25 protein-coding genes are annotated in these 24,312 nt (G+C 41.3%); 10 read left to right on the forward strand and 15 right to left on the reverse strand.

Going from position 1 to position 24,312, the window contains the following annotated elements; all coding sequences use genetic code 11:
• Positions 1-52 precede the first annotated feature (52 nt).
• From LVD17_RS20265 to LVD17_RS20275, 3 genes are all read left to right on the forward strand, one after another.
• Positions 53-769 carry a hypothetical protein gene (locus LVD17_RS20265; protein WP_233760832.1) on the forward strand — a complete coding sequence of 239 codons (717 nt, stop codon included), beginning with the start codon at positions 53-55 and terminating at the stop codon, positions 767-769.
• 112 nt (positions 770-881) lie between these two features.
• The gene (locus LVD17_RS20270; protein WP_233760833.1) at positions 882-2,756 is read left to right on the forward strand and encodes an eCIS core domain-containing protein; all 1,875 of its coding nucleotides are present in this window, start codon (positions 882-884) and stop codon (positions 2,754-2,756) included.
• Between the two features lie 48 nt (positions 2,757-2,804).
• Positions 2,805-3,809, forward strand: a complete 1,005-nt coding sequence (locus LVD17_RS20275; RefSeq protein ID WP_233760834.1) for a hypothetical protein — start codon at positions 2,805-2,807, stop codon at positions 3,807-3,809.
• A gap of 87 nt (positions 3,810-3,896) precedes the next feature.
• On the opposite strand, the gene LVD17_RS20280 is transcribed toward LVD17_RS20275, so the two are convergent.
• From LVD17_RS20280 to LVD17_RS20305, 6 genes are all read right to left on the reverse strand, one after another.
• Positions 3,897-4,805, reverse strand: a complete 909-nt coding sequence (locus tag LVD17_RS20280; RefSeq protein ID WP_233760835.1) for a ribose-phosphate diphosphokinase — start codon at positions 4,803-4,805, stop codon at positions 3,897-3,899.
• On the reverse strand, positions 4,802-5,176 hold the full coding sequence (locus LVD17_RS20285) for a hypothetical protein (RefSeq protein ID WP_233760836.1): 375 nt from the start codon (positions 5,174-5,176) through the stop codon (positions 4,802-4,804). The genes LVD17_RS20280 and LVD17_RS20285 overlap by 4 nt, the downstream gene beginning before the upstream one ends.
• A 139-nt stretch (positions 5,177-5,315) precedes the next feature.
• Complete coding sequence (locus LVD17_RS20290; RefSeq protein ID WP_233760837.1) at positions 5,316-6,233, reverse strand: cation diffusion facilitator family transporter; 918 nt, start codon at positions 6,231-6,233, stop codon at positions 5,316-5,318.
• Positions 6,226-6,714, reverse strand: a complete 489-nt coding sequence (locus LVD17_RS20295) for a DUF2231 domain-containing protein (RefSeq protein WP_233760838.1) — start codon at positions 6,712-6,714, stop codon at positions 6,226-6,228. The genes LVD17_RS20290 and LVD17_RS20295 overlap by 8 nt, the downstream gene beginning before the upstream one ends.
• Positions 6,715-6,716: 2 nt before the next feature.
• Positions 6,717-7,043 carry a hypothetical protein gene (locus tag LVD17_RS20300; protein ID WP_233760839.1) on the reverse strand — a complete coding sequence of 109 codons (327 nt, stop codon included), beginning with the start codon at positions 7,041-7,043 and terminating at the stop codon, positions 6,717-6,719.
• A gap of 149 nt (positions 7,044-7,192) precedes the next feature.
• Complete coding sequence (locus LVD17_RS20305) at positions 7,193-7,660, reverse strand: hypothetical protein (RefSeq protein WP_233760840.1); 468 nt, start codon at positions 7,658-7,660, stop codon at positions 7,193-7,195.
• Between the two features lie 132 nt (positions 7,661-7,792).
• On the opposite strand from LVD17_RS20305, the gene LVD17_RS20310 reads away from it, so the two are divergent.
• Positions 7,793-8,284: a cupin domain-containing protein gene (locus LVD17_RS20310; RefSeq protein WP_233760841.1), complete on the forward strand. Its 492-nt coding sequence runs from the start codon at positions 7,793-7,795 to the stop codon at positions 8,282-8,284.
• A 62-nt stretch (positions 8,285-8,346) separates the two neighbouring features.
• Here the strand turns inward: LVD17_RS20310 and LVD17_RS20315 are convergent, their stop codons facing one another.
• From LVD17_RS20315 to LVD17_RS20340, 6 genes are all read right to left on the reverse strand, one after another.
• Positions 8,347-8,541: a cold-shock protein gene (locus LVD17_RS20315; protein WP_155168741.1), complete on the reverse strand. Its 195-nt coding sequence runs from the start codon at positions 8,539-8,541 to the stop codon at positions 8,347-8,349.
• A 29-nt stretch (positions 8,542-8,570) separates the two neighbouring features.
• Positions 8,571-8,810, reverse strand: coding sequence for a cold-shock protein (locus tag LVD17_RS20320; RefSeq protein ID WP_233760842.1), 240 nt, complete (start codon positions 8,808-8,810; stop codon positions 8,571-8,573).
• Positions 8,811-8,821: 11 nt separating this feature from the next.
• The gene (locus tag LVD17_RS20325; RefSeq protein WP_233760843.1) at positions 8,822-10,027 is read right to left on the reverse strand and encodes a DEAD/DEAH box helicase; all 1,206 of its coding nucleotides are present in this window, start codon (positions 10,025-10,027) and stop codon (positions 8,822-8,824) included.
• A gap of 321 nt (positions 10,028-10,348) precedes the next feature.
• A complete protein-coding gene (locus tag LVD17_RS20330; RefSeq protein ID WP_233760844.1) occupies positions 10,349-10,912 on the reverse strand; it encodes a hypothetical protein in 564 nt (187 codons plus the stop codon).
• A 138-nt stretch (positions 10,913-11,050) separates the two neighbouring features.
• A complete protein-coding gene (locus LVD17_RS20335; RefSeq protein WP_233760845.1) occupies positions 11,051-12,946 on the reverse strand; it encodes a cytochrome-c peroxidase in 1,896 nt (631 codons plus the stop codon).
• A complete protein-coding gene (locus LVD17_RS20340) occupies positions 12,888-14,324 on the reverse strand; it encodes a PhoX family protein (protein ID WP_233760846.1) in 1,437 nt (478 codons plus the stop codon). The genes LVD17_RS20335 and LVD17_RS20340 overlap by 59 nt, the downstream gene beginning before the upstream one ends.
• Positions 14,325-14,629: 305 nt before the next feature.
• Here LVD17_RS20340 and LVD17_RS28605 point away from each other — a divergent pair, with 305 nt between their 5' ends.
• Together LVD17_RS28605 and LVD17_RS20345 are read left to right on the forward strand one after the other, a co-directional pair.
• Positions 14,630-15,025 (forward strand): aldehyde dehydrogenase family protein, encoded by a 396-nt coding sequence (locus LVD17_RS28605; protein ID WP_306415954.1) that lies wholly within the window; start codon positions 14,630-14,632, stop codon positions 15,023-15,025.
• 46 nt (positions 15,026-15,071) lie between these two features.
• Positions 15,072-16,232: an aldehyde dehydrogenase family protein gene (locus LVD17_RS20345; protein WP_306416009.1), complete on the forward strand. Its 1,161-nt coding sequence runs from the start codon at positions 15,072-15,074 to the stop codon at positions 16,230-16,232.
• A gap of 107 nt (positions 16,233-16,339) precedes the next feature.
• Here the strand turns inward: LVD17_RS20345 and LVD17_RS20350 are convergent, their stop codons facing one another.
• Both LVD17_RS20350 and LVD17_RS20355 read right to left on the reverse strand, forming a co-directional pair.
• The gene (locus LVD17_RS20350; RefSeq protein ID WP_233760847.1) at positions 16,340-16,780 is read right to left on the reverse strand and encodes a TerB family tellurite resistance protein; all 441 of its coding nucleotides are present in this window, start codon (positions 16,778-16,780) and stop codon (positions 16,340-16,342) included.
• Positions 16,781-17,031: 251 nt separating this feature from the next.
• Positions 17,032-17,517: an outer membrane protein assembly factor BamE gene (locus LVD17_RS20355; RefSeq protein WP_233760848.1), complete on the reverse strand. Its 486-nt coding sequence runs from the start codon at positions 17,515-17,517 to the stop codon at positions 17,032-17,034.
• Positions 17,518-17,652: 135 nt separating this feature from the next.
• Here LVD17_RS20355 and LVD17_RS20360 point away from each other — a divergent pair, with 135 nt between their 5' ends.
• Positions 17,653-18,018, forward strand: coding sequence for a hypothetical protein (locus tag LVD17_RS20360; protein WP_233760849.1), 366 nt, complete (start codon positions 17,653-17,655; stop codon positions 18,016-18,018).
• Positions 18,019-18,432: 414 nt separating this feature from the next.
• Entirely contained in the window at positions 18,433-20,415 is a 1,983-nt protein-coding gene (locus LVD17_RS20365; RefSeq protein WP_233760850.1) for an aconitate hydratase, read from the forward strand.
• Between the two features lie 36 nt (positions 20,416-20,451).
• Here the strand turns inward: LVD17_RS20365 and LVD17_RS20370 are convergent, their stop codons facing one another.
• Positions 20,452-20,865, reverse strand: a complete 414-nt coding sequence (locus tag LVD17_RS20370; protein ID WP_233760851.1) for a hypothetical protein — start codon at positions 20,863-20,865, stop codon at positions 20,452-20,454.
• A gap of 154 nt (positions 20,866-21,019) precedes the next feature.
• Between LVD17_RS20370 and LVD17_RS20375 the strand changes: the two genes are divergently transcribed.
• A complete protein-coding gene (locus tag LVD17_RS20375) occupies positions 21,020-22,096 on the forward strand; it encodes an AI-2E family transporter (RefSeq protein WP_233760852.1) in 1,077 nt (358 codons plus the stop codon).
• A 435-nt stretch (positions 22,097-22,531) separates the two neighbouring features.
• Positions 22,532-24,070: a sensor histidine kinase gene (locus LVD17_RS20380; RefSeq protein WP_233760853.1), complete on the forward strand. Its 1,539-nt coding sequence runs from the start codon at positions 22,532-22,534 to the stop codon at positions 24,068-24,070.
• The last annotated feature ends 242 nt before the right edge of the window (positions 24,071-24,312 follow it).

Below are 24,312 nucleotides of genomic sequence, written 5' to 3' on the forward strand. Positions count from 1 at the left end.
ATTAAGATTTATTAGCTTTGTATTTTTATGTTTATCTTATATATCGTGTGATATGTCTAAAAAATATAGTAACAGTGATTTGGCGCAAATTTTGAAAAAGCGATATAATGAAGAATTTGAAATTAAAAGCAATCAATTCGTATTTCAATTGAACAAATTTCAATTTGTTGCTTATAAAAAAGAAAACCCTGAGATAAAGGCTTTTGGCTCATATGTGGACAACAAATCTGAAATTGAGGAAAACTATTTGCAGATGGTTCACTGCTATCAAGGCAAGGAGTACTTGAAGGGTTTATTAAGCGATTATTACGATAAGTACGCAGTTGATGTAAATGTTATGTCACCCTTACAGGAAAAGCAGGAAGGGAGCTTACCTCCTTTTCCAGAATTGACGCAATCCGAAAGTGCCGATGTCATTGCTAACTTTAGAGTCTATTTGTTTGACTCAGTAAGTCGTCAAGGTGAAAGTTCCTTAAATGGTATTGTAAAAGTTGCCAATCATTTTAAAGATTCATTTCATGGTATCTTTACTTTTACAGTTTACTTCTGGGATGCAGAATTTCTTAAAGATAAGACTTTGGATGAAATGAAGTTTGGTTTCAATTATAATAGCGATTCTTATGATGATAACTTATCAGCGAAAGGAAAATATATTAGGCAGGAACTGACTTTTGAATTTGATTCTTCTGAGAAACCTGAAATTACTACAGAGAGGTTGAGTGAGCTTATTGCCCCATATAAAAAGGGCAAACAGTATAATCGGTTGTAGTGGTTGTTTTATCGCAATCACTAAAGTAAAAGAAAAGTGAAAAAATAGCTCTCATTAGTTCTGTTTTTTGGTTGGCATTTATATCTTAGCACATTAGCTATACCAATTCATTATGCAAGATAATCTCCTTCAAAACCAACAGCAATCAGCAACTGCTCCTGGTAGGAAAAATAGCAATTTAGATAAAGATAATTTATCCCCTGATTCCAAAGTATTTAATGCTACAGGAAAGGCGGGGTTTAAGCCTGTAACAAATTCTATGGGGGGGGCTTTTGGTGACTTGGTGAACAGCGCTGTATTTACGGGCGGCTCCCCTTCGCAAATGAAATCAACTAATTGGCCTGTTCAGCAAATGGTTGATAAAGATACCAAGGAAGAAGAGAAAAAGATACAGATGAAAGCGGGTAAAGGCTCTACAGGAGGTAACACTACCAGTCAGTCAGGTAGCCTGCCATCGTCAGTGCTTGGTAAAATGGAAGGGGCTTTCAATACCAGCTTTAGTGATGTAAAGGTCCATAACAACTCTTCCAGTGCTACTAACATGGGTGCTCTTGCCTACGCCCAAGGCAACGATATCCATTTTGCCCCGGGACAGTATAACCCTAACAGTACCAAAGGGCAGGAGCTTATCGGGCATGAATTAACGCACGTTGTGCAGCAGAGACAGGGCAGGGTAAAGGCTAATACACAGGCCAAAGGTACTCCCGTGAATGATGATCCAGGGCTGGAGAAGGAAGCAGATGATATGGGTAAAAAGGCCGCTCAGGGTAAATTTGCCCATGTGGCAGGAAGCAGTGCTCATGCTGTACAGATGAAGGGCAATTATCCATGGAGTGGGATTTTAGAAAGAAAAGGAAGATCGGGACTGATTTCTTTTATTCCGGAGATAATTTCTTTTATCAGGGATCAAAAGACATCTGTAGCCAATGTGTGGAGTAAAAACGCAGATATACAGGATTTTAAGCCCGGAGCATTTGCTCTGGAGTTGGCGCTTACCATATTGGGAGCTGGAATTGGTGGTGCTTTGGGGAAAGTAGCAGGTAATGTGATTTCCAAAGTGGCAGGAGAAGTGGCTACGGACGCATCTGTAGATGCTTTGAAAAAGCTTTATGAAGTGGGGTATGACAAACTAAAAGGTGTGCTTACTTCACCATCAAATGAATTGGGTGTTAATGCAACCAAAGGGTTGTCTTCAGCAGTGGGGAGTGGTCTCAAAGACTATTACGTTCAATCTGTGAAAGAAATGTTTGATTCCGAAAGGTATTCGGCAGTTGATGTCTTTACCAATGATCTTGAATCAATGACCGATGAAGAACTTGCTTTTCTGGCTTATACACTTGATGAGTCTTATAAACGAATAATAGCCGATGTCGAGCCGATAATGCAGCAGCTTACTATTGGTTATATGAAGCTTCAGGATGTAATCCACGTAACCACAGAAGCAGGTATAACAGGTAATCCTAAATCAGCCGGGAACAAGGAAAAGATTCGTAAATTCTATCAGACAGATGGAAAAATAACTGAGACTGATGCAAGAGGCGGGCAACTTCTTATAACCGGGCCTATGGGGGGTATTGGTAAATATAACAGCCCAAGATTAAGTATTTCCAAAGCCATAGCTTCTGATGTAAATGAAAGTACCTATGGACACTTAAAAGGTGCAAAGATCAAGGATTTGCCATTCAGTGTATCATTCCGCTTCTGGGCAAGCACGCCTAATCACGGTATATTAGAGTCTTCTTTATGTAAGGTGTGGTTTGTAAAGGATGGTGACGGCTCTATCTGGGTTGATCATGATGAATCATATGAAAGGGACAGCAATGGGTATAATCAAGGAAGAGAATGGCTAGCCCGCCACCAACTAAACACGAGCCGCGAGCTTACAGCAGAGGAAATCAGAAGCAATGCACCTAAAGGAGCAATGAAGTTGTATAATGCTATTAAAAACACACCAATAAATTCTATCATAGACCTTGACATGTTTTAAATGATAAACAGACCTGTTATTTTTTTAACCCTATTATACATTATACTTATGGGCTGCAACAAACCCGCAGTGGAAAAAATCAGTATTGAAGGCATATCTGATTTAGGATTAAATGGAGGAGAATTAAGCATTGCCGAAAGTAATTTGATAATTAACTTTTCAAGGGGGTATATCATTTTGGATGATCAGGGTAAATCTATATGGGTGTCTTCGGATATGGTGGGTGCGAAAAGGCCTGTTAAGTATGGTGAGGGAGTACTGCTTCAATCCTCTGATGATATAATGGCATTTAATACTGAACTGAATGAAATCAGTTGGAGAGGAAACCTGAATTCTAATCTTACCAGTGCTTTATACATAGACGAGAAGGAAGTGCAGCTTGTAGGGCGTGATAAGGACAGTACCAAACTCTTTACATATAATTTAAGCAATGGTTACGTTATTCAAGACACGCCTTTTTCTCCGCTACAGGATGAGAATGAGGTATTTATTTATGTAGGCATAAATGGTGAACTCATTTTATTCACGTCATGGAAACAAAACAAACTGCATGCTTATTCAAAAAATAATATAAAAGAGAGGGTATGGGAAGTTGACTTTGATAATAAATATCAGGATAGAAAGAATTTGCTTCTAGGCGATAAGAACCTTTTTTTGGTTAGAGATGAACTGTTATCCAGAGTAGATCTTTCTTCAGGTAAAACTTTAAATGAATATCGTGCAGAATCTTCTATAGAAAAAATAGAAATTGTAGGAGAAAATGTGCTCCTTTTTACCTCGAATAACATCGTGTTTCTTAATGAGAATAGTATGGAGGAGAGGTACAATCTGGAATCTCCTTCCATTGTAAACCCTACTGTTGATCTGGATAACAACCGCATTTACTTCTTTTCAAGTAAGCAATTGAAAATTTACGACCTAAATACCGGAGAGCTTGTTGAGCAAGTTGATTTAGAGCTGACCAGTTTAACAAATGCTGTTTTTTATAAAGGGAGTGTTATCTTCATCTCACAAAATGGTGAATTGGTCAAAGTGAGTATGAGCTCAAATTAAGAAGTGATTTAACCCTTAAGGTCTGGTTACCATATCTGGGAGATCAGTACCAAGCCAGTATCAATGTTTAAATGCAATGTAGTATGATTAATGCAGCTGTCTGCAAATTAATTCAGCTATGCTCCTGATTTCCAGAAATTCATCATTAATGGCATTTACATTTTTGTGGGTGTCTGTACAGATCACCTTTTCAATAAGTCCGCAATCCTTAAGTTTTTGCAGGCCATTACCTACAAAAATACCATGAGTTGTGATAACAAAGATCTTATTTGCTCCCGCTTGTTTATATGTTTTGGCAGCGTTAACAATGCTGCCGCCTGAGCGGATCATGTCATCGTAAATAACCACATCTTTACCTTCCACGTCCGCATTGATGGCACTGACCTCTGTTTGATCTCCCTTTATCCTTCTTTTTAGCACAAAAGCCGCATTTACACCCATATCATTGGCCAAAGACTCTACCCACTTGGCACGTCCGGCATCGGTACTGGCCAGAACGAAGTTATCGCCACCATATTGGCGCGCAGCCTCCATTACGATACTTTTACAGTAGACATGCACCGGGTATAAGTGATGTTCAAAATAGTGAGGAATACCCTCAGTATGCAGGTCAAAGAGGTAGATTTTGTTACCCTTGTTACTTCTGGGAATGGCCGACAGCAGTCTTGCACGGGTTTTGGCAGTTACAACCTCACCGGGAAGCACCGAACGCTCCATAGTGGAATGACCGAAATAGGGGACCACCATACGAAGTGAATTGGCCCCACAGCTTACAATGGATGAGGCAAGGTCAAACAATTCCAGCGTGGCCTCATCATTTACAGTACCACCTAAAATCACAATATCCCTATTCTCAACATCGGTCAGTATACGCTGGTATCTTTCTCCATCAGAGAAGTGATCAACTACTACTTTTCCTTCTTCAAAGTCACCGCAGCGGAGTACTTTCTCTGCCAGGTAGGTATAGTCTGTAATGTGAAATAGAATTCTTTTCATGAAAGGGGTTTCTCTGTCTTGTCTTGATTGATATACATGAAAATATAGCTTATGCCGAGGCATAACAGGCCTAAAATCACGTATGGAGCACCTCCAAGAGAGCCATGCACTACGGCATGTGCAAGCTTTAACTTTGTCATTTCTCCGGCTTCGTCAACATGCTGTAAGGAAACCATATAATTTTTAATCAGGCCGATCACACTGAAAGAAAGCGCCGCCATACCCAACGGAATGAGAGAGTGCAGCATAAAATTGTTTCTTCGTTGAACGTGCTTTCTAAAGGTTTGTACGCTGCCTATACAAATTATAAGCGAAAAGAGAATGAACAACAGCACTGAAAGCCACGATTGAGAAAATAAAGGTAAAGTCATTGCTATAGGTTTATGGGCTCCAAGATAAAACTATTTGAAAGAACTTAAAAGCTATACGATTTGGTTAATTTCTATTGTGGAAAAAAGTACCTTATAGACATGGTAGCAGATTTTTGAGAAGCAGGATAATTTGACGACTTTAATGTTGTTTATCTCCTTCTGATTCAGCCGGCTCCACATGCACCAGTACATCCAGAATCTCAGGCAGATGATTTCTAACATGGTTTTTGACCTCATGTGCTATTTTATGGCCCTCGGCAACGGAAATATGCGAATCAACCCAGATGTGCATATCCACTACATGCATAACGCCCATTTTTCTGGTATGGCATTTTTCTACCTGGTGTACTGCTGCTATCTGTTCTGCAAGTTCCTTTACCTGGTTGTTGAGTTCAGGTACCACTGATTCATCTAAGAGCTCACCAATGGCAGGCCGTAGAATGAAATAGGCATTAATTAAAATAACCACTGCGGCAAGCAGTGCAGCATAATCATCTGCCACCTCATAACCTTCGCCCCCTATAATTGCTATGGAGATGCCTATAAATGCGGCGCTTGAGGTAATGGCATCACTTCTGTGATGAAATGCATCAGCCTTTACCACTTCACTGTTTATTTCAATGGCTATTTTGAGTACGTAGCGGTACAGCAACTCTTTGGTAATGATTACACCCACAAGAATAATAAGCGTATATGGAGCAGGGGTTTTATGAGGCTCCATGATATGATATATACTATCTCTGGTGATTATAAAAGCTGCAATAGCAAGAGCTATAGCAATGGCTACTGACATTAAGGCTTCTGCTTTGCCATGACCGTAGGGATGGTTTTTGTCAGGTGGGCGCGCAGACCACTTTAAGCCTATCCATAGCATAATAGATGATAGTGCGTCTCCGGCGGACTCGATGGCATCCGCAATGAGCGCATAAGAATTTCCAAATATTCCGCCTAAGGCCTTTACGACAGCCAGCAAGGCGCTGATGATAATGCCAACCAGTGTGGTCTTCAGGCCTTTTTGTGTGGGGTGAGGAATGCTTTCCTGTACTTCGTTATTCAAATTCTTTGCAATCTTCCGAAGGAACTGAAACTCCTGCTGCCTGCTCGTATACCAGCGAGGCTCCTAAATCGCCCATGTATGTAAGCAAGCTGCTTCCAATAAGCATTAAAAAAGCTACTGCCAAAGTCCCGATGCCTCTAAAATTGTTGAGTTTTCCTGAACGTATGGCTACATCCAGTGTAGTAGCTGCCGAGAAAATATATGCAAGGTAGTAGGCCATGTTTTCGTGGCTTTTTAACACTGTTGGGTCGCAAATAGACCTGCTAACCTTTCCGTCAGCCAGATCTCCGGTGTAAATGGCGATCCATGCTGTAATTGTACCCAGATACAATAAAAGGCTTCCTGAGGTAGCCAGAAAGTCCTTCTTCACAAATACAGCAATTAACTTCAACAGTGTACCTAATAAAAGAAATGCTATGGGGAAATGCACGGACAGGGCATGATAAACCTCTGTCCGTATCCAATCCGGTAATAGTTGCATATTTATTCCAGTACCTTTACTGCAATAGGATCAAGTCTCTGGCCAACTTTCTCAACCTCAACTTCCACTTTCATGCCTTCTTTTAGTACTTCAAAATTTACAGCCTCCCCATTTTGAGTAAGCGTAGTTTGCTCTGTGAAGTAAAGCTCAAGGGTTTTGTTGTCCGCTGTCTTTACATATATTTCTGTTTTGTCTGCTTCTACTTCATCGATTGTACCCTGGTAAGTTCCAGACTCAACCACATCAGTCCCACCACCACAAGCCATAAAAACAGAACTCAATAAAATAGCGAGAGACGTAACAGATAGATAATTCGTAATTGTCTTCATAAATAAAAATATTTAATTTATTAATTTAAAAATCCTTGTTCTAATTAACTGTTATAAAGGCAAATGTTCTAATACCAGGCCGAGTTTATTTTGAAAAAGTATGCTGTGTGTTTTCAAAGGTAGCAAATAGGAAGTATTCTCCCGAATATTTATTCGCTGCTATCATCAGGGTCGTGGTCATCAGCGCTAACACCCGGAGGATTGAAGAGCCCCCACCGGTCTACACAGTAATTCCAGGGATCAAATGTGTTAACCCAGTCAATAAATAATAGCCTGTATTCCTCTATGGCCTCCCTGATCAGGTGAAGGTACTGAGTGTCTTTAAAACCAAACATTTTCAATCCACTGCAGTGGGTCATCAGGTCACGGGCAGCTTTTCTTATGATGGCTGCATTTTCCATGCGTATGTCATACAGGTCTGCTGCTTCAGCACCGGCAACTTTTACAGTCAGGTTTGCTGCATCTTCCAGCATGAAACCCTTATAGGTACACAGCATCTGATTGTCATCAGGAATAAGATCAGTGATCTTAACAGTGAGCTCATAGATCTCAAGTCCTTTTTGAAATATCGGTAATTGTTCCGGGTTAGGAGAGTTGCTGTCTTCTTCCTCGTGCATAGGTCTGAGTTAGGTCGTTGTGCTTTGTCAAAATTACTATATTTGACGTGATAAGTTATGCAATAGTAAAATAGAATGTACCGCCATTTTGTTTCAGCAGCAATTGGCGTTTTGTAAAGAATTATATCAATCATGGACAAAGTCAATAATTATATTCACACCCTTGGTCTGCAGCCTCATGTTGAGGGAGGCTACTATAAAGAAACTTACAGGTCGGAATTAGAAAATGACTATATGGGATTTAGGGGTAAAAGAAGTGTAAGCACCGGCATATATTTTCTGCTCAAAGCGGGGGAATTTTCAGCTTTTCACCGGATAAAATCTGACGAAATGTGGCATTTTTATGATGGAGATCCTTTGTCGGTTTACATCATTACTGCTGCCGGGGAATTACAGGTAGTTAAGTTGGGGTTAGATTTAGGCAAAGGACAGCAGCCTCAGGCTGTGGTGCCGGCCGGCTGTTGGTTTGCATCATGTGTTGAGGCACCAGGTAGTTTTACCTTGGTTGGTTGTACGGTTGCTCCCGGGTTTGATTTTCAGGATTTCGAAATGGCCTCCAGAGCCCATCTCATTGCAGCATTCCCTCAATATGGAAGTATAATAACTAAATTGACAAAAAGCTGAAATGCCTGTTAGTGAAAAAGGCAGCCTGGTTCAGGCTGCCTTTTTCTGATCATTATTTTAGATTAGTCGATCACCTCAACATTGACTGCGTTAAGACCTTTCCGGCCTTGTTCAACATTAAAGGATACCTTGTCATTTTGTTCAATTTCATGGATCAATCCGCTTTCATGTACGAATATATCTTCCTGGGTATCATCTTGTAGTATAAAACCGTAGCCTTTTGATTCGTTGAAGAATTTAACTGTTCCTTTTTTCATTCTATTCTTATTATAAATTATTAATTTCTTTAAGTTCTTTTATTATCAGCGTTAGCACTGTTGTCTTTTTTAGAAGTTTTTTCTTCCTGCTCTTCTGGTGGGGTGGAGGTGATATTACCAAATTCATCCACATAGGCAATCATGTCGTCCAGGCTGCCTCCAGTAGAATTTTCTTTTCTTTCCTGCTTTTTTTGCAGTTTTTCTTCCTTTTTCTTCTGTTTCTTTTTTTCTCTCTGTTGCTTAATAAAGCTGTTTTGAGATCGTGCCATATATTAGATTATTAGTTAATAAATGTGACTGCTTTACCGGTTTTTCCGGCACGGCCAGTTCGGCCAATTCTGTGGATATAATCATCGTATGTTTTCGGTACCTCGTAGTTAATAACCATAGAAACGTCCGTAACATCAATGCCCCGGGCCATTACGTCAGTTGCCACTAAAACCCTGATCTGCCCCGTTTTAAACTTTTTTAATGCTCTTTCACGAGCCGGCTGACTTTTGTTGCCATGTATTTCGTCCGAAGGGATGCCCCTTACATTAAGCTTTTTAGCCAGTCTGTTTGCTTTTCTCTTAGTTTCGCAGAAAAGGATTACCCTGCTTTCTTTTTCCCCGTCATCAGCTATAACCGAAACCAACCTGTCAAATTTATCTTCACCTTCGGATACGGAAACCACATTCTGATCTACATTACTCGAAGACTTTAATGCTGATGATGCCCTAACTTTTACCGGATTTGGAATTATTTTGTTAATAACCTTTTCCTGAGAGGCAGGCATGGTTGCAGAAAAGAGTAATGTCTGCCTGCGGCTGCTCATTTGGCTGATTATATGCTCGACATCCCGAATAAATCCCATATCCAACATCCTGTCGAATTCATCAAGTATTAAGACAGGAAATTTCCCGAAGGCTAATTTGCCGCGTTGTGCCATATCCATTATCCTGCCCGGTGTACCTATCACAATATGTGCAGGCCTTGAAATTGCTGCCAGAGATTTGGTCATATTTACTCCCCCGATAAGCGTGGTAGAGTATAGCTTTGTAGCTTTTGTTAGTTTTTTGAATTCATCTTCAATCTGCAGCGCCAGTTCGCGTGTAGGGGTAATTATGAGTGTGTCAAAATACCTGGGGTCAGTAAGTAACCTGTTAATAATTGGAATCAGAAAGGCTCCGGTTTTGCCAGTGCCTGTTCCGGCGATTCCCACCACATCCTTGCCAGCCAGTATGTGATTAATACTTTTATCCTGGATCTCAGTAGGAGAGTTATAGCCTCGGCCGGTTATTTTTGTTATAAGGTCCGGCTGTAGCGGGAAATCTGAAAACTTGTTAGTGACCTGATATATTTCTTTTTTTTCAGGAGTTGCAGCCTGACTAATAAATTTGTTGATATCTATACTGTTGCTTGTATTGTTTTTTCTTCTTCTGTTTCCGTTGGAATTACGTTTAAAATTTGAAGTGCGCTTTGAAGGCCTCTGTTTAGTTTTATACATGCTGTTTGCTTAAATGAAAAATTATGCTTCCACACTCTCAATAGAGAGATGGATAGCATTTAGATCTCAATAGTGCCTAATTCATAGGCTGGGAAATCATTTTTAACCTTAACTGAAGTTAACTGTAAAAAAATAATGCTACAGTAGTTAAATCAGGTTAAACGTATTCGGTCTTGACTATTGTTTAAAAGAACCGACTTTGGTCAAAGTCGAAGGATATTAGAGAAAAGAATCTTTTGAGAAATTTCCTGTAAGAGATTGCCTCTACTTTGATGAGCGACAAAGGTAATACTAATAAAACTCTTAACCTAATATTCACGATCATCCCGAATGGGACACCCTGAGCAAGACCAGTACCGGATCAGGTAGTTCATTATGCTTGGAGTCAGCTTCATCAACTCTGATAACCTTAAACCTCTCGATAACTGATCCGTTTCGGGATACATCCAGGTATATTTCTTTGTCTTGGAGTGTGGCCTTAATATTTGTCGTAGATAAATAGTATGACCGTTGAACTCCCTTTTTACACGCCTCAAGATCTGACCATAAAAAACGGGAATCAGCTACAAGGTTCCATTCTACAAATTTACAGCACTGCCACACCGGATAGTAGTCATGAGAGATCCTGCGCATCCTTACCGTGTCATTTTCATAGTATTCGTTCTGCTCGTTACAACCTACATAAATATATTTATCGGAATTGTAAGAAAGATAGTTTTTTACAAAATGGTTTAAAATTCCTTTTGCCTTTGCAGAATTTGGATCTTCATTTGAAACATAAGGCTCCTTAGGCTCATGGAGGCCTGCAATCAACTGACTTTCCTGGCTATGTAAGTATGGTGAAGTTGCCCAAAGGCATATTATTAGTAGTGTTAATCTTTTCATTTTCTGCATTATATTGATAAACACCATATATAATGCGAAAGGCTTGCCAAAAGGCCATTGGTAAATTAAAAGGCCTTTTGGGTGTTTTTTGCTGTTATTATGCGGTATTTAATGGGTACTAAATTCCACTAATTGGTATTAATCAGACCCATAAGAAATTAATGACGGTGACACCTCCAAGTTGTCCTCAAGGCTTTGCATAAACCTGATAATGTCAGATATCTCCTGGTCACTAAGCCCCAGAGAGTCGGGAGGCAGTGTCTGGTTGTGCAAAGCAATACCTATCCCACTTCCTCCACCCACGTTGTAAAACTTTACAACTTCTTCCAGGGTAGTGTATACACCGTTGTGCATATAAGGCGCAGTCCGCGATACATTTCGCACGGTTGGAGTTTTAAATGCAAACTTTTTAAGGTCAGCCTGGAACAGCGTGTACCTGCCTGAATCCTGATCAATGGTAGCATTTGTAAAAACTGCCGACTGCGGTACTCCAAGTACCTCCAGCTCAGTGTGAGAAAAAGAAGGTGGTACAGTACCGTTAAATACAGGAGCAAAGTGACATGTACCACAACCGGCTTTACCCATAAATAAGTTGAAGCCGTTAATTTCACTTACAGTGAGAGAATTTTCTTTATTGGATATATTCCTGTCAAACTTTGAGTTAAAAGGCATCAGCGTTCTGATATATTGGGCGATGGCATTTCGTATGTTACGAGACGTTACGCTGTCTTTATAAAGTGTTTTAAATTCAGCTTTATAAGCGTCGGAGCTTTCAACAGTTTCCTGCAGACGGGTAAGGTCAGAGTGAAATTCTTTTTCACTATTGACCACATCCATGATCTGATTCTCCAAATTAGCCACCCGGGCGTCATAAAACTGATTGTTCTGCAAAGCTGCATAAAGTAATGTCGGTGAGTTACGAGGCAGTGTATTTCCGTCATTTGCCCTGGATTTAGATAGGCCATCAGTAAAGTATTTCTCAGGTTGATGGCAGGTTGCACAACTCATAGTTTTGCTACCGGACAGACTTTTGTCAAAAAATAATTGTTCGCCTAGTGATACTATCTCAGGAGATGATTTTGGCGAATATGAAGGTGCAAATTTGGCAATATTGAATGTTGCACTGTCAAAAAAAGTCTCAGCTTCATAATTGATTTTAGTGTCAAATGGAAAGCTGACATTCCAGTCCGACGCGGTTCTTTTCCACAAGTTTAATAGGGGATGTATGTGGTTTTTGATGAAGCTATAACGATCAAAAGTATCAAAATCCTGATGATTCAGACTTTGAGCACCTCGCTCAAGCTCATCTATCCATTGCTCATAAAGTTTTGAATCTTGAAATCTGGTTTTGTTAAGCTGTAGGTAACCTTTAATACTGAGCAACACTTGTCTGTTTTCCGGAAGTGAATGGTGGAGTACAGGAGAGTCGAAGCCGGAGATTCCCAGAGCCATTATGCGCACAAAGGAATCGCGAACCAGCCAGAGAAAGTGATAGTCACTTGAAACCGCCACATTGACATTGTCTTTTTCAAGTTGCAGTGTTGTGTAGATATTAGCGATTTCAGCGTGAATTACCTTCATGTCCAGGCTATCTTCAGCCAATAGCTCCTCAACAACCTGAAATCCTTGCGGAGGCTCATTCTCTATGCCATTTCCGCCCTCATGAACGATCATCAGGTTGGGTTGGTTAAGCGCTTTGTAAGCGGAGGCCTTGAAAAAAGCCATAATAGGCTCAGTCTGCTTAAATTTTAACCGGGCCTCAAGAAAAATCAGCCGAAGGCTATCAGCATTGTCCGTTAGTTTCATGCGTTCAACGGCAAGCAATGTTTCTTCAAGATCCCGGAGATATTGATCCTGCATTTGTAAAGGAATAGGATTTTCTGCCGTTCTTTTTTTTGCCGAACATGCAGAAAGGAGTATAAAGAGGCTTAGCAGGCAAGCCCCTTTATACAATATAGGAAAATGGATTTTCATATTATCTCTCCAGACCTTTGAGCACCACAGCATAGCTGCCTTCATTAGAACTATTTTCATCTGTACCCGCTCCGTCAGGATTAAGGAATGCATCATCATACCATGAGTGTGCTTGTATGATCAGCAGGAAAGTTCCTTCAATACCTGTTTCATCAGAAATGTCGATCATACCTGTAAGCTCCCAGGTACCAAAACCATCATCTGCAGAGCCATATCCACCTGCAATGTAGGCATCGCGATCAACCTCTAATACAATCTTCAATTCACCCGTTTTAAGGTTGTACTGATACAAGTACGCATCATGTTGCTTGGTAGCATCGTCATCATATCCGTTAGGATCCTCCTGTATATAGGCATAGTTTTCTGTTACCAGAATATTGTCAGGGCTATGGAAATTTTTCGCTTTCCCATTCAGGTCATCACCGTCAAGTACCAGGGTAAGCTTACCTTTGGTAGGGTCATTCTCGTCGAGTACTATTTTATAAACACGACCATAAAGTGTCCTGGTATCATTAAACTGGCTGCGGCCTGTTGCGTTAAAGTATATTTCGCGATTAGCTTCACCAGAACCTCTTCGGTAGTCTATATCCTCGACCCTGTTGAAGGCCATCACATTTTTAGCTATTGACTCATCATTTAGCGCATCGAAGGTCCTTTCGGTCAATTCTACAAAAGTGATATCATATTCCTGGTCTACTACCAGATCATTGTCAACGATGGTACCATCACCAACTTTTAACCCGTAAAGTTTACCGTTGTCAAGGTCTCCTGCGGTATTAGAAACATACATGGCAAGCTGACCTCCGGCTTCTCCATGGCTGTCGTCACCGATAAGAGCAACAGTTTTACCAGGGAAAGCATCTTTTCCTAGAACCACTGCATTTTCTGTTGTCCATTGACCGAAGTTTACCAATGTTTTTGCTGAACTGGCAGTAGATGCGCTTTTAAATGGATCGGTTACAAATACGTTAGTAGCAGATCCTCCCCATTCTCCTCCACTTAGGTAAAGAGGGCCGAAACCATGTTCGGCAGGTGTAATCAGTGACCCAGAACATTGAGCGGTATTTGCAGTAGCATCAGAGTTAACAATATACTCACCCTTTATAGGTTTAAAGGTTTCGTCAAGCGTTATTCTGGCAATTGAATAATCAGCCTCTATGTTATTAATTAATGTAAAAGTGCCATCGTCATTTTTAAGCAAACCAGCTCCGTCAGCCATACTTCCGTAAACGAAGTCAGGAGATTCGCTAAGTTGGTCTTCAGAACTGATCAGTGTAAAGATCTCAACATCGGAGAATGCTGATTTCAGTTCCAGCATATGCGGTGTCTTGGAGTGGTTCTGTAGCACTACCGGATTGGCGGGTGTTGTTACATCATCATCTCCGCATGCATAAAACAGGCTTCCAGCCAGTGCTAGTACGAGTAGATTTTTTTTCATTTTTAGTGTAATTGGTTAGTGTGTTTCTCAAGAGGTAAAATTATTTATTCTTAAAAGGCCTGATTAATAAGCCATATTATGGTTTTTTTATTTTGTCTGAGGGAGGTAACACAAACTTAATTAACGAGTAACAGTGCCGTGATGCAGCTTTGGTTAAATCCGTTAATGGCAGGGGTTGGCATGGGGATAAAAGCAGGAGGTCTGCTAATAAACAGGTGTGAAGGTGCGGATATATTATAAAATATTCCGAATTTGGATGTACTATTGGATGCGCAATCAATAATCTCAACGAAAAAATATTAGCAATGGAGACAAAGCAAAATGAAATCCCTGCGCAGTTTCAAGTAGAAAACCTTACGGATCAGAGTACCTATCTTGTTAACGGAGAATTAAAGACCTGGCACGGTAAAATGACCGAAGTCTATTCATCTATCCATAGCGTTAATGCTAAGGGTGAGTATGCTCCGACTTTGCTGGGAAGTATTCCCTATATGACTGAAGAAGTAGCACTGGAGGCGTTGGATTCTGCTTGTAATGCTTACAGCAAGGGACAGGGAGTGTGGCCCACTATGAAAGTGAGTGACCGGGTGGCATGCATGGAGAAGTTTGTGAAACAGATGAAGCTGAAACGGGGAGAGGTGGTTAAGCTTCTGATGTGGGAGATCGGTAAGAATCTGGCAGATTCTGAAAAAGGAATTTGACCGCACGGTAGATTATATTTACGATACTATAGAAGACTACAAGCAACTGGATCGCGACAGTGCTAAGTTTGAAAAACACGATGGCGTATACGCTCATATACGCCGCGGGCCACTAGGTGTGGTTTTATGTCTTGGTCCATATAACTACCCGCTTAATGAAACCTTTGCATTGCTTATTCCTGCGCTCATCATGGGTAATACGGCCATTTTTAAGCCTGCCAAGCATGGTGTGCTTTTGATCTCGCCATTATTGGAGGCCTTCAGGAGTAGCTTTCCTCCGGGTGTTGTAAACATAATTTACGGACGGGGAAGAGAGGTGGCTTCACCCATCATGAAAACGGGAAAAATTGATGTATTGGCACTGATTGGCAACAGTAAGTCGGCCATTGCTCTTCAGGACCAGCACCCTCATAAAAACAGATTGCGGCTTGTACTGGGGCTTGAAGCTAAAAACCCGGCTATTGTCTTGCCGGACGCAGACCTTGATCTTACCATCGATGAATGTATAGCGGGAACACTTTCGTTTAATGGCCAGCGTTGTACGGCCCTAAAAGTCCTTTACGTTCATGAAGATATTGTAGAGGAGTTTAATGCCCGCTTTGCCCACCGTGTTGACGAACTGAAATTCGGTAACCCGTGGGATGACGGGGTAAAGCTTACGCCATTACCTGAACCCGATAAGGCGGCGTATATCCGGGAACTGATTGATGATGCGGTGGCACACGGGGCTGGAATAATTAATAAGAAAGGAGGCGAAACTACCGAAAATTATATATTCCCTGCAGTTCTGTATCCGGTCAGTAAAAAAATGAGAGTTTATCACGAAGAGCAGTTTGGACCAGTGGTACCTGTTCTTTCCTTTAAGGAAATTGATGAACCTTTGGATGATATGGCGGAGTCGAATTACGGACAGCAGGTGAGCCTTTTTGGCAAGGATATTCAAACCATAGCGCCTTTGATCGATACGCTGGTCAACCTGGTTTGCCGCGTTAATCTCAACAGCTCGTGCCAGAGAGGGCCGGATGTTTATCCTTTTACCGGAAGGAAAGACTCCGCAGTAGCTACACTTAGTGTGCATGATGCTTTGCGATCATTTTCAATCAGAACATTTGTAGCCTCAAAAGATAATGCTTACAACAATGAGATACTCAATGCATTACTACAGAGTAAGGCTTCTAATTTTGTGAGTACGGATTATATTTTGTAGAAAAAGATAGATTTAATGTCGGGTGTTCTGCTGTTCAGGATATCCGGCATTAAAATTCCCATGCAGGTGATACGGGTAGTGGAGTAACAGTGGTTAGGTTGAGCAGACTACGAAATCAACATCCATTCCACTCTTTGCAACGTATTTTCGTGGTCGTTACCATTGCCTATGTTGCTCTGAATGGTGCTGATGATCTCTTCTATACGCTCCCGGGGATAGCCAAATTTTATGGCAAACAGGTTGCATAATTTTTTCTCTTCATTATGAACCTCATTGTCAATGATCATCATATGTACCAGGTCATAAAGCTGTGAGAACCTTTCAAGTTTGTCTTCCGGTACTTCAAAAGCCACCGTGTCAGGATTGTTCCTGATCGATTTTAATTGTCCATTGGAGATACCGTTTCTTTTGGCAATACGCTGGAGGAGCTGATATTCGACTTCGTCAAAGTTGCCATCTGCAGCAGCCATTTCAATCAGATTTTTCATATGACTCTTGGCGGTACTCTTCCCTTGCCTGAATAGATTTAGGATTTCACTGAATTTCATATTTAATGCATTAAAGCCACTAAGTTAAATCCATAATTTAAAGCTTATAATTGGTACTAAAAAGAAGATTGTGAAATAAATGTACGAAAAAATAAAAATAAAAAATCTTAAAAAAATGTGAAGCTGAATTAAAGGTGCGTGAGGTCTCAGTAAGTTGAGCGTACTAGGTACTTTCAAAAGTAAACTTACTGAGTAAGAAACCTTTAATTCAGCCTTTGAGAGGGGTGAATACCAGAAGTATTAGCTGATCCTTAGGCGATTTTAGGCCATTTGATATCGTCATTATCGTCAAATAGCGGTCCAAGTTGGATCTCCGTCAGTTCATCATCATCAAGCCAGAAATTAATCTCTACGTCTTCTGCCGAAATGAGCTTATGGTTTGGGCTTTCTGCAGACGACCAGTCTTCATACTCCAGGTGGCCGATATCAAGGCCTTCCAGTATTTTGATCAGTTCATCTCGCTTTAGCCCAATCAGCTTATGACCTTTGAAGGTTATATCCGCAGCACTGATGGCTATGGAAACCAGCTTCCAGTCTTCTTCCTCATCAAATGATATGGATAATTCCAGGGAGTCATAATGCCACGTTTCGCTGAGCTCCCCTTCTTCAGTTTCGTATGAATAGGTTTCTACCTCATCAGGCTCACCGATAACCTGTTTTACCTGGTTAGTAGACATACCGAACTTGAGTTGCCCCAGTCCTTCGCCACTTTTTATTTCTTGTATTTTCTGGTTCATCGTTTTTCTGTTATAGGGCAAATTTGACACAAATAAATGACATACGCCGCAGTTTGCCTTATTTAATGTAGCCATAGTCCTTACAACCTCCTGCTTATAACCGGTGTCTTTTAAGTAATCCAAACCAAAATTATCATGAAAATTTATAAGTCCCTTGCCCTTATGCTGTCAGTACTTATACTTGCTGCCTGCCACTCGGAGTCCGGTATAAAACCAGATAACTGCCGCTATAACGCAATAGTTGAGGATCATTCAGGCCTGGACGGTTGCGGTTTTTTACTAAGGCTGGAAAATGGCGAATACCTTAACCCCGTATGGCCGTACTTTTGTGGAACACCGCCGCAACATGAAGAAAACCCTATGGAAAATTTTGAGTATGTTAACGGAGAGCGACTCCGGATCGAGTATGAATACCTGGAAGGATTTGTCACAGTGTGTATGAAAGGTAATACAGTGGTGATAAAAAGTGTGGAAGAGGTGCAGTGTCCTTCTGCCGAATGATAAAATGCTGCTTCAATGCCTGTAATAAATTGGCATTGAAGTAGCCTTTTAAAAGAAGAGTCGCGTTATTTTTTCTCCAGTCTTTGTGGCTTAATTCGAACGACACCCGTTTTATAGCTATTCTTTTCAATCTTTATAGTGTATACATCATTTCAGCCACCTGCTAAACGGCTACCCTTTATCCCCGTGCGGTTTTAATATTGTCGGTTCAATGCCAAACACAGCTGTTCCTCTTTTATTTCAATTATATCTCTTGCAGAGCATTTGAGCTACAAGGAGAAAAAATACCTGAATTCATTACTGTTTTTAAGGCAGGAGAAACTGGGATTTTCATGTTCAAATGAGTTTTCTTAATCATAGGGTAACTATCAGCTTTTGGTGTTGTTCTAGAAGTAGAAGCTAAATGGTTTAACTATGAAAAATAATTTCAATGTTACCCAAAAATTGATCTCCGCCCATTTGATTGATGGAGAGATGAGTCCAGATGCGGAGATAGGCCTTAAAATTGATCAGACGCTAACGCAGGATGCTACAGGTACTATGGTTATGCTGGAACTGGAGGCTATGGGCCTGGATAGGGTAAAAACTGAAGTTTCAGTACAATATGTGGATCATAATCTTATACAAGCTGATTATCGAAACGCTGATGATCATCTGTTCCTTAAATCAGCGGCCCAGAAGTTTGGCATATGGTACAGCAGGCCAGGCAACGGTGTAAGCCACCCTGTACATATGGAGCGATTCGGTATACCCGGAAAAACGTTGGTAGGCTCTGATAGCCACACGCCGGCCGCCGGCGCATTAGGCATGCTGGCCATTGGGGCAGGAGGCCTGGATGTAGCTTTTGCCATGGCAGGAGAACCGCTATACATCAAAATGCCAAAAATACTTGGAGTCAGGCTAAAAGGTGAGCTTCCTGACTGGGTAAGTGCTAAGGACGTAGTGCTGGAAATGCTTCGGAGGTATGATGTAAAAGGATGCAGAGGCATGATTGTAGAATATTTTGGTCCCGGCCTGGGCAACCTGAGTACCATGGACAGACACGTGATAGCCAACATGGGTACTGAATTGGGGGCAACTTCCACTGTTTTTCCGTCTGATGACGAAGTGCGCAGGTTTTTACGGGCCCAGCACCGAGAGGAGGACTGGACCGAAATAAGCCTGGACGATGATGCCACATATGATCTTGAAGATGAGATAGATCTTTCTGCACTTGAGCCTATGATTGCCTGCCCAAGCAGTCCCGGCAATGTTGTTAGAGTGAAGGAAGTTGAGGGTAAGCCTATAGCTCAGGCTGTAGTAGGATCATCCGCAAATCCGGGTATTCGTGATTTTTGGGTTGTAGGGGAGATATTAAGGGACAGAAACGTTCATCCTGATGTTTCATTGGATATAAATCCAACCTCACGGCAAGTTGTACAGAATTTAATAGCTACCTCTTCATTTCCGAGTCTTTTCAGGTCCGGAGCACGGTTTCATCAGGCTGGGTGTATGGGGTGTATTGGCATGGGGCAGGCACCTGCATCAGGCAAAATCAGCTTACGGACCGTGCCGAGAAACTTTCCCGGCAGGTCAGGAACACTGGATGATCAGGTGTATTTATGCAGTCCTGAAACTGCTGCAGCTTCTGCAATGACCGGAAAAATTACAGATCCCAGGGATCTGGGGAAGCTGTATGATCTTAAATATCCGCGATACGAGTACCCTAAAGATCTTATTATAAATACCGATATGTTATTGGCACCGCCTGATGATGGCCGGGAGATGTCATTGCAGAAGGGAAAGAATATTAAATCATTTCCTGAATTTCCTCCTTTGGAAAACACTTATGAAGCCCCCGTGATCCTGAAAATGGGCGATAATATATCGACAGATGAAATCCTGAAAGCAGGAGTAAAAGTGTTGTCCTTAAGAAGCAACATTCCGGCTATCAGCAAATGGGCCTACGCAGTAATTGATGAAAAATTCTATAAGAAAGCCCGAAAAGTTTATGATGAGCATGGTGGCCATATTGTTGTAGCCGGGGAGAACTACGCCCAGGGGTCCAGCAGGGAGCATGCCGCCATAGCACCCAGATACCTAGGTCAGATAGCAGTATTGGCCAGAAGCTATGCCCGGCTAGGATGGCAAAATCTGATAAACTTTGGCATAATACCATTTGAGTTTGCTAACCCGGAAGACTATGATGCTGTTGAAGAAAATGATATTATTAAACTTGAAAATGTAGTAGACAATTTCCTGAAAGGCCAAACACATTATGCCACAAACAAGACCCGTGGCGAAACCTATGAGCTTAAGCATAACCTGAGTATACGACAGATAAACGTTATCGTAGCAGGTGGTGTGATCAATTACTTCAAGATGTCATCGGGTAAGATCCATGCCGAACATAGCTGATACTTAGGGCCTGTTTACGCATTGAATGTCAATTTCCTAGATTACTCTTTCTATGAAATAGAAGAAGTCCTCTTTGAATGCTATAAAAGTTTTATTAAATGCTTCCAGTTCATTCATCAGTTCGTCGTGCTCCTTAAAGTATTCTGTCCTGGATTCATCCCTGGTTTCAAGCATCCCTGCCAGACTTTTTTCATGATCACGAAGCTTACTCCTTAGCGTATCTATCAATTCACCTTTGTAATAAATGAGCAGGTTCTGAAAATGACCTATTCGCTTTTTGTCTTCCACGTCAGTGAACTTTGGAGCATTCTTGTCCAGTAGTTTTTGAAAGAATGCCAGTTCATGTTTCCATAGCAAAGCGGCAGACAACCACTCCAGCGTTTTTCTGTGTTTATCCAGCAGGCCGGGCTGAACAATGTACTTATCGGTAACTGAGGTAACGGATATCATGGTGATGGAATTTAAAATTTATATAGCTAAGATACCATGCACTACTGTGTCTTTGAATGACTTAAATCACCCTTTAATTTGACCTTGGTCATCGAAGATTATCCGTAGCGTGTATATGTTTGTTAATGTTCAGCAGGAGCTATTATAAATATATATGCCAACCCAGAAATCCATTCTTAACAGCAACTCACACTTTTTAAAATGGTTGCAATTCATCTTTTTCGGATCTGCTATCCTATATTTTGGAAGAGACATATTTGTGCCCATAAGTTTTGCTGTATTGATCAGCTTCATTTTATACCCCATATGTGCCTGGCTTGAAAGAAGAAAAGTGGGACGAATGGCAGCTATAATTATTTCATTAAGCATTCTTGTGCTTTTGGGATTACTTTTGGTAGCCCTTTTGATAAGTCAGTTCATAGCCTTTCTCGACGAATGGCCGGCATTGCAGCATAAGCTCAGCGAGTCGCTTCAGAACCTGAGTCAAATGCTGATTGAGGTCTTTAATATCTCAAAAGATCAGCAGGAGAGTTTACTGAACCGCATGTCCGATGAATCAGGGATTAACCTGTTTGGTGTCCTGCGCAATGCAATTTCGGCATCTGCACTTTCCATCGTACTTATGGTACTCATACCGGTTTATGTAGTGCTGATACTTTACTACCGGAGCTACTGGATGAAGATACTATACCGGATGTTCCCTTCTGAGCGAAATGTCAGGATGTTGAAGATCATCTCCCTCACCATACAGACCTACTACAATTTCATTAAAGGAATGGCTATTGTATATCTCGTGGTGGGTACTTTAAACAGTATCGGGCTACTGATACTCGGGGTACCATATGCTATATTATTTGGCTTTATTGCCTCTGTTTTAACATTCATCCCTTATGTGGGCATAATTGTCGGTTCATTGCTGCCCATTGCCATGTCATGGGTCACCTATGACTCCGCCTGGTATCCTGTGGGTATCATAGCCATCTTTGCCTTTGTACAGTATCTGGAGGCCAATGTTATATTTCCGCTGGCCGTTAGTAACAGACTGCATGTCAATACTTTAGTGATGCTGATCGCCATATTTACAGGAGGGTTGCTTTGGGGCATGGCAGGCATGATCCTGTTTGTGCCGTTTGTCGGTATTATCAAACTCATCGCGGACCAAAACCCCAAATGGGAAACAATGTCAATGATACTGGGCATGAAAAATGATACGCAAGGTGAAAATCTATAAAACATGATATAAAGCGCGTCGCATACCTGTCGCAGACTTGTGATTGTTAAAATGAGTTAATTTGCCGACTGATCATAACCGATCACTTCTCACGTAATAACCTGTAAACTAAACATCGTAAACCAGGAAACAGTTATAGCCAGGAAGGTAGTCATAAAGCAGCTGCTTACTGCGGCTGTAAACAAGTGTTCAGGAGACCGTACCAATGCTTACTAATCTATAGGATTAGTGAAGTTAACAAGCCATAGGTTACGTTCAATAGCCTTTTCGACATGATTAACTATCCATGCAGACTCATTGGAATGCCAGATTCCACCGATATGCGAAAGCATGATATACGCATCGGCAGATCATAATATGACTGCGGTTATAAAAAGCATACATCCTCAAAATTTGTATTGAATATTTTGTTAAATTGAAGAAAAAGGACATCATATGATTGGGCAGAGATTCCTTGAGGGTGAAGCGGGCTTTAAGGTACTGTTTGATTGTGCAACCATCAGCATACTGGTTGTCAATGAGAAATGCTGCATCGAGTTGTCTAACCCTTGTGCAGAAAAACTATTCGGGTATTCTCATGGGGAGCTAACAGGGAAGTCCATAGAGATTCTTGTCCCCAAAAATCTGCGAACAAACCATACATATCACAGGCATGACTATTTTTCAAGCCCGAAATCGCGGCCAATGGGTAGCGATCTGGTATTATTTGCTCAAAAAAAGAATGGGGCTGTTATCCCTGTTGAGATAAGCCTGGGACATTATGAGATCGAGGAGGAAAAACTTGCCGTAGCGTTTATTACAGATATAACCGCCCAGATCAGAGCCAAAAAGATGGTGGCCGAAAGAGAAGCATGGTTTCGGAGTATTGCAGAAAACTCGCCCACGATGATATGGGTGGCGGATGAAGGAAAGTCATGTACCTACTTTAATCAGACCTGGCTTCAATTTACCGGCTGCAATATCAACAGTGAAAGAGGTATAGGCTGGCTGGATAACGTATGTCCGGATGACAGGAAAGCAGCTTTGGCGGCCTTTGATGCGGCTTTTGATAACAGGGAGTGCTATACCACCGAGTATAGACTGAAAAGAAAGGATGGCAGGTACCGGTGGATACAGGAAACCGGCAAGCCCACTTATGCGCCGGATGGAGAGTTTACGGGCTATATGGGTTCTTGCACCGACGTACATGACCAGCGTATGGCGCAGGAAGAACTGGAACTGAAAGTTATTCAGAGAACCCGGGAACTCAATGATACACTTGAACGCGAAAAGGCAGTGAGTGAGATGAAGTCACGGTTTGTGTCTATGGCTTCTCATGAGTTTCGTACGCCTTTGAGTATTATACTTTCCAGTGTTTCTTTAATAGAGCAATATGCCGGTACTGAGCAGAACGAGCGCCTCAATAAGCACCTGCAAAGAATTCGCGCCTCGATAAACAACCTAACCGAAATACTCAATGACTTTCTCTCGATAGATAAGCTGGAGCAGGGCAAGATGACCCTTGAGTTTAATGTTTTGAGTATATCACAGTTTGTGCAAGATGTGCTAGCCGATATGCAGTTTTTAAGGAAGGACGGACAGCAAATCAATGTACAGTATGAAGGGGAGGACGCATTGGCCCTGGATGCTAAAAAACTCAGGCACATTTTAGAGAATCTTATATCGAATGCTGTTAAATATTCCCCTGACGGGACTGTTATAGATCTGCAAGTGCAAAATACTCAGGGTACTTTACAAATTATTATCAGGGACCAGGGCATTGGCATTCCGGAAGAAGAGCAGGTACACTTATTTAATAAATTCTTCAGGGCTACCAATACCGGAAATGTGCAAGGCACCGGACTGGGGCTAACAATCGTGAAGAGATATGTGGAGTTAATGAAAGGAACTATTAATTTTAAAAGCATACCAGGAGAAGGAACAGTTTTCACTATTAAATTGCCGAATTTCAACTATGTCAATGCTGATCATTGAAAAATAATATAGAGCCTTCAGGTAAAAATAATTTTCTGTTCCTTTTCAACCCTGTCTGACTCGTCAAAAAAATAGATGGTAGAAATAGATGAAGTTCTGGGGTGTATAATCTTAATACAGGCTATTGCATCTCGATTTGTCAGGGTTTTCATTATTACATGCTAACGGTGTCTGTATCCAGAAAGGTAAAGCCCCGATATTAAGGAAGATTATGCAGGCATTTGGATAGGTGAATTTTCAAA

This window comes from Fulvivirga ulvae, from assembly GCF_021389975.1.
Lineage (GTDB): Bacteria > Bacteroidota > Bacteroidia > Cytophagales > Cyclobacteriaceae > Fulvivirga > Fulvivirga ulvae.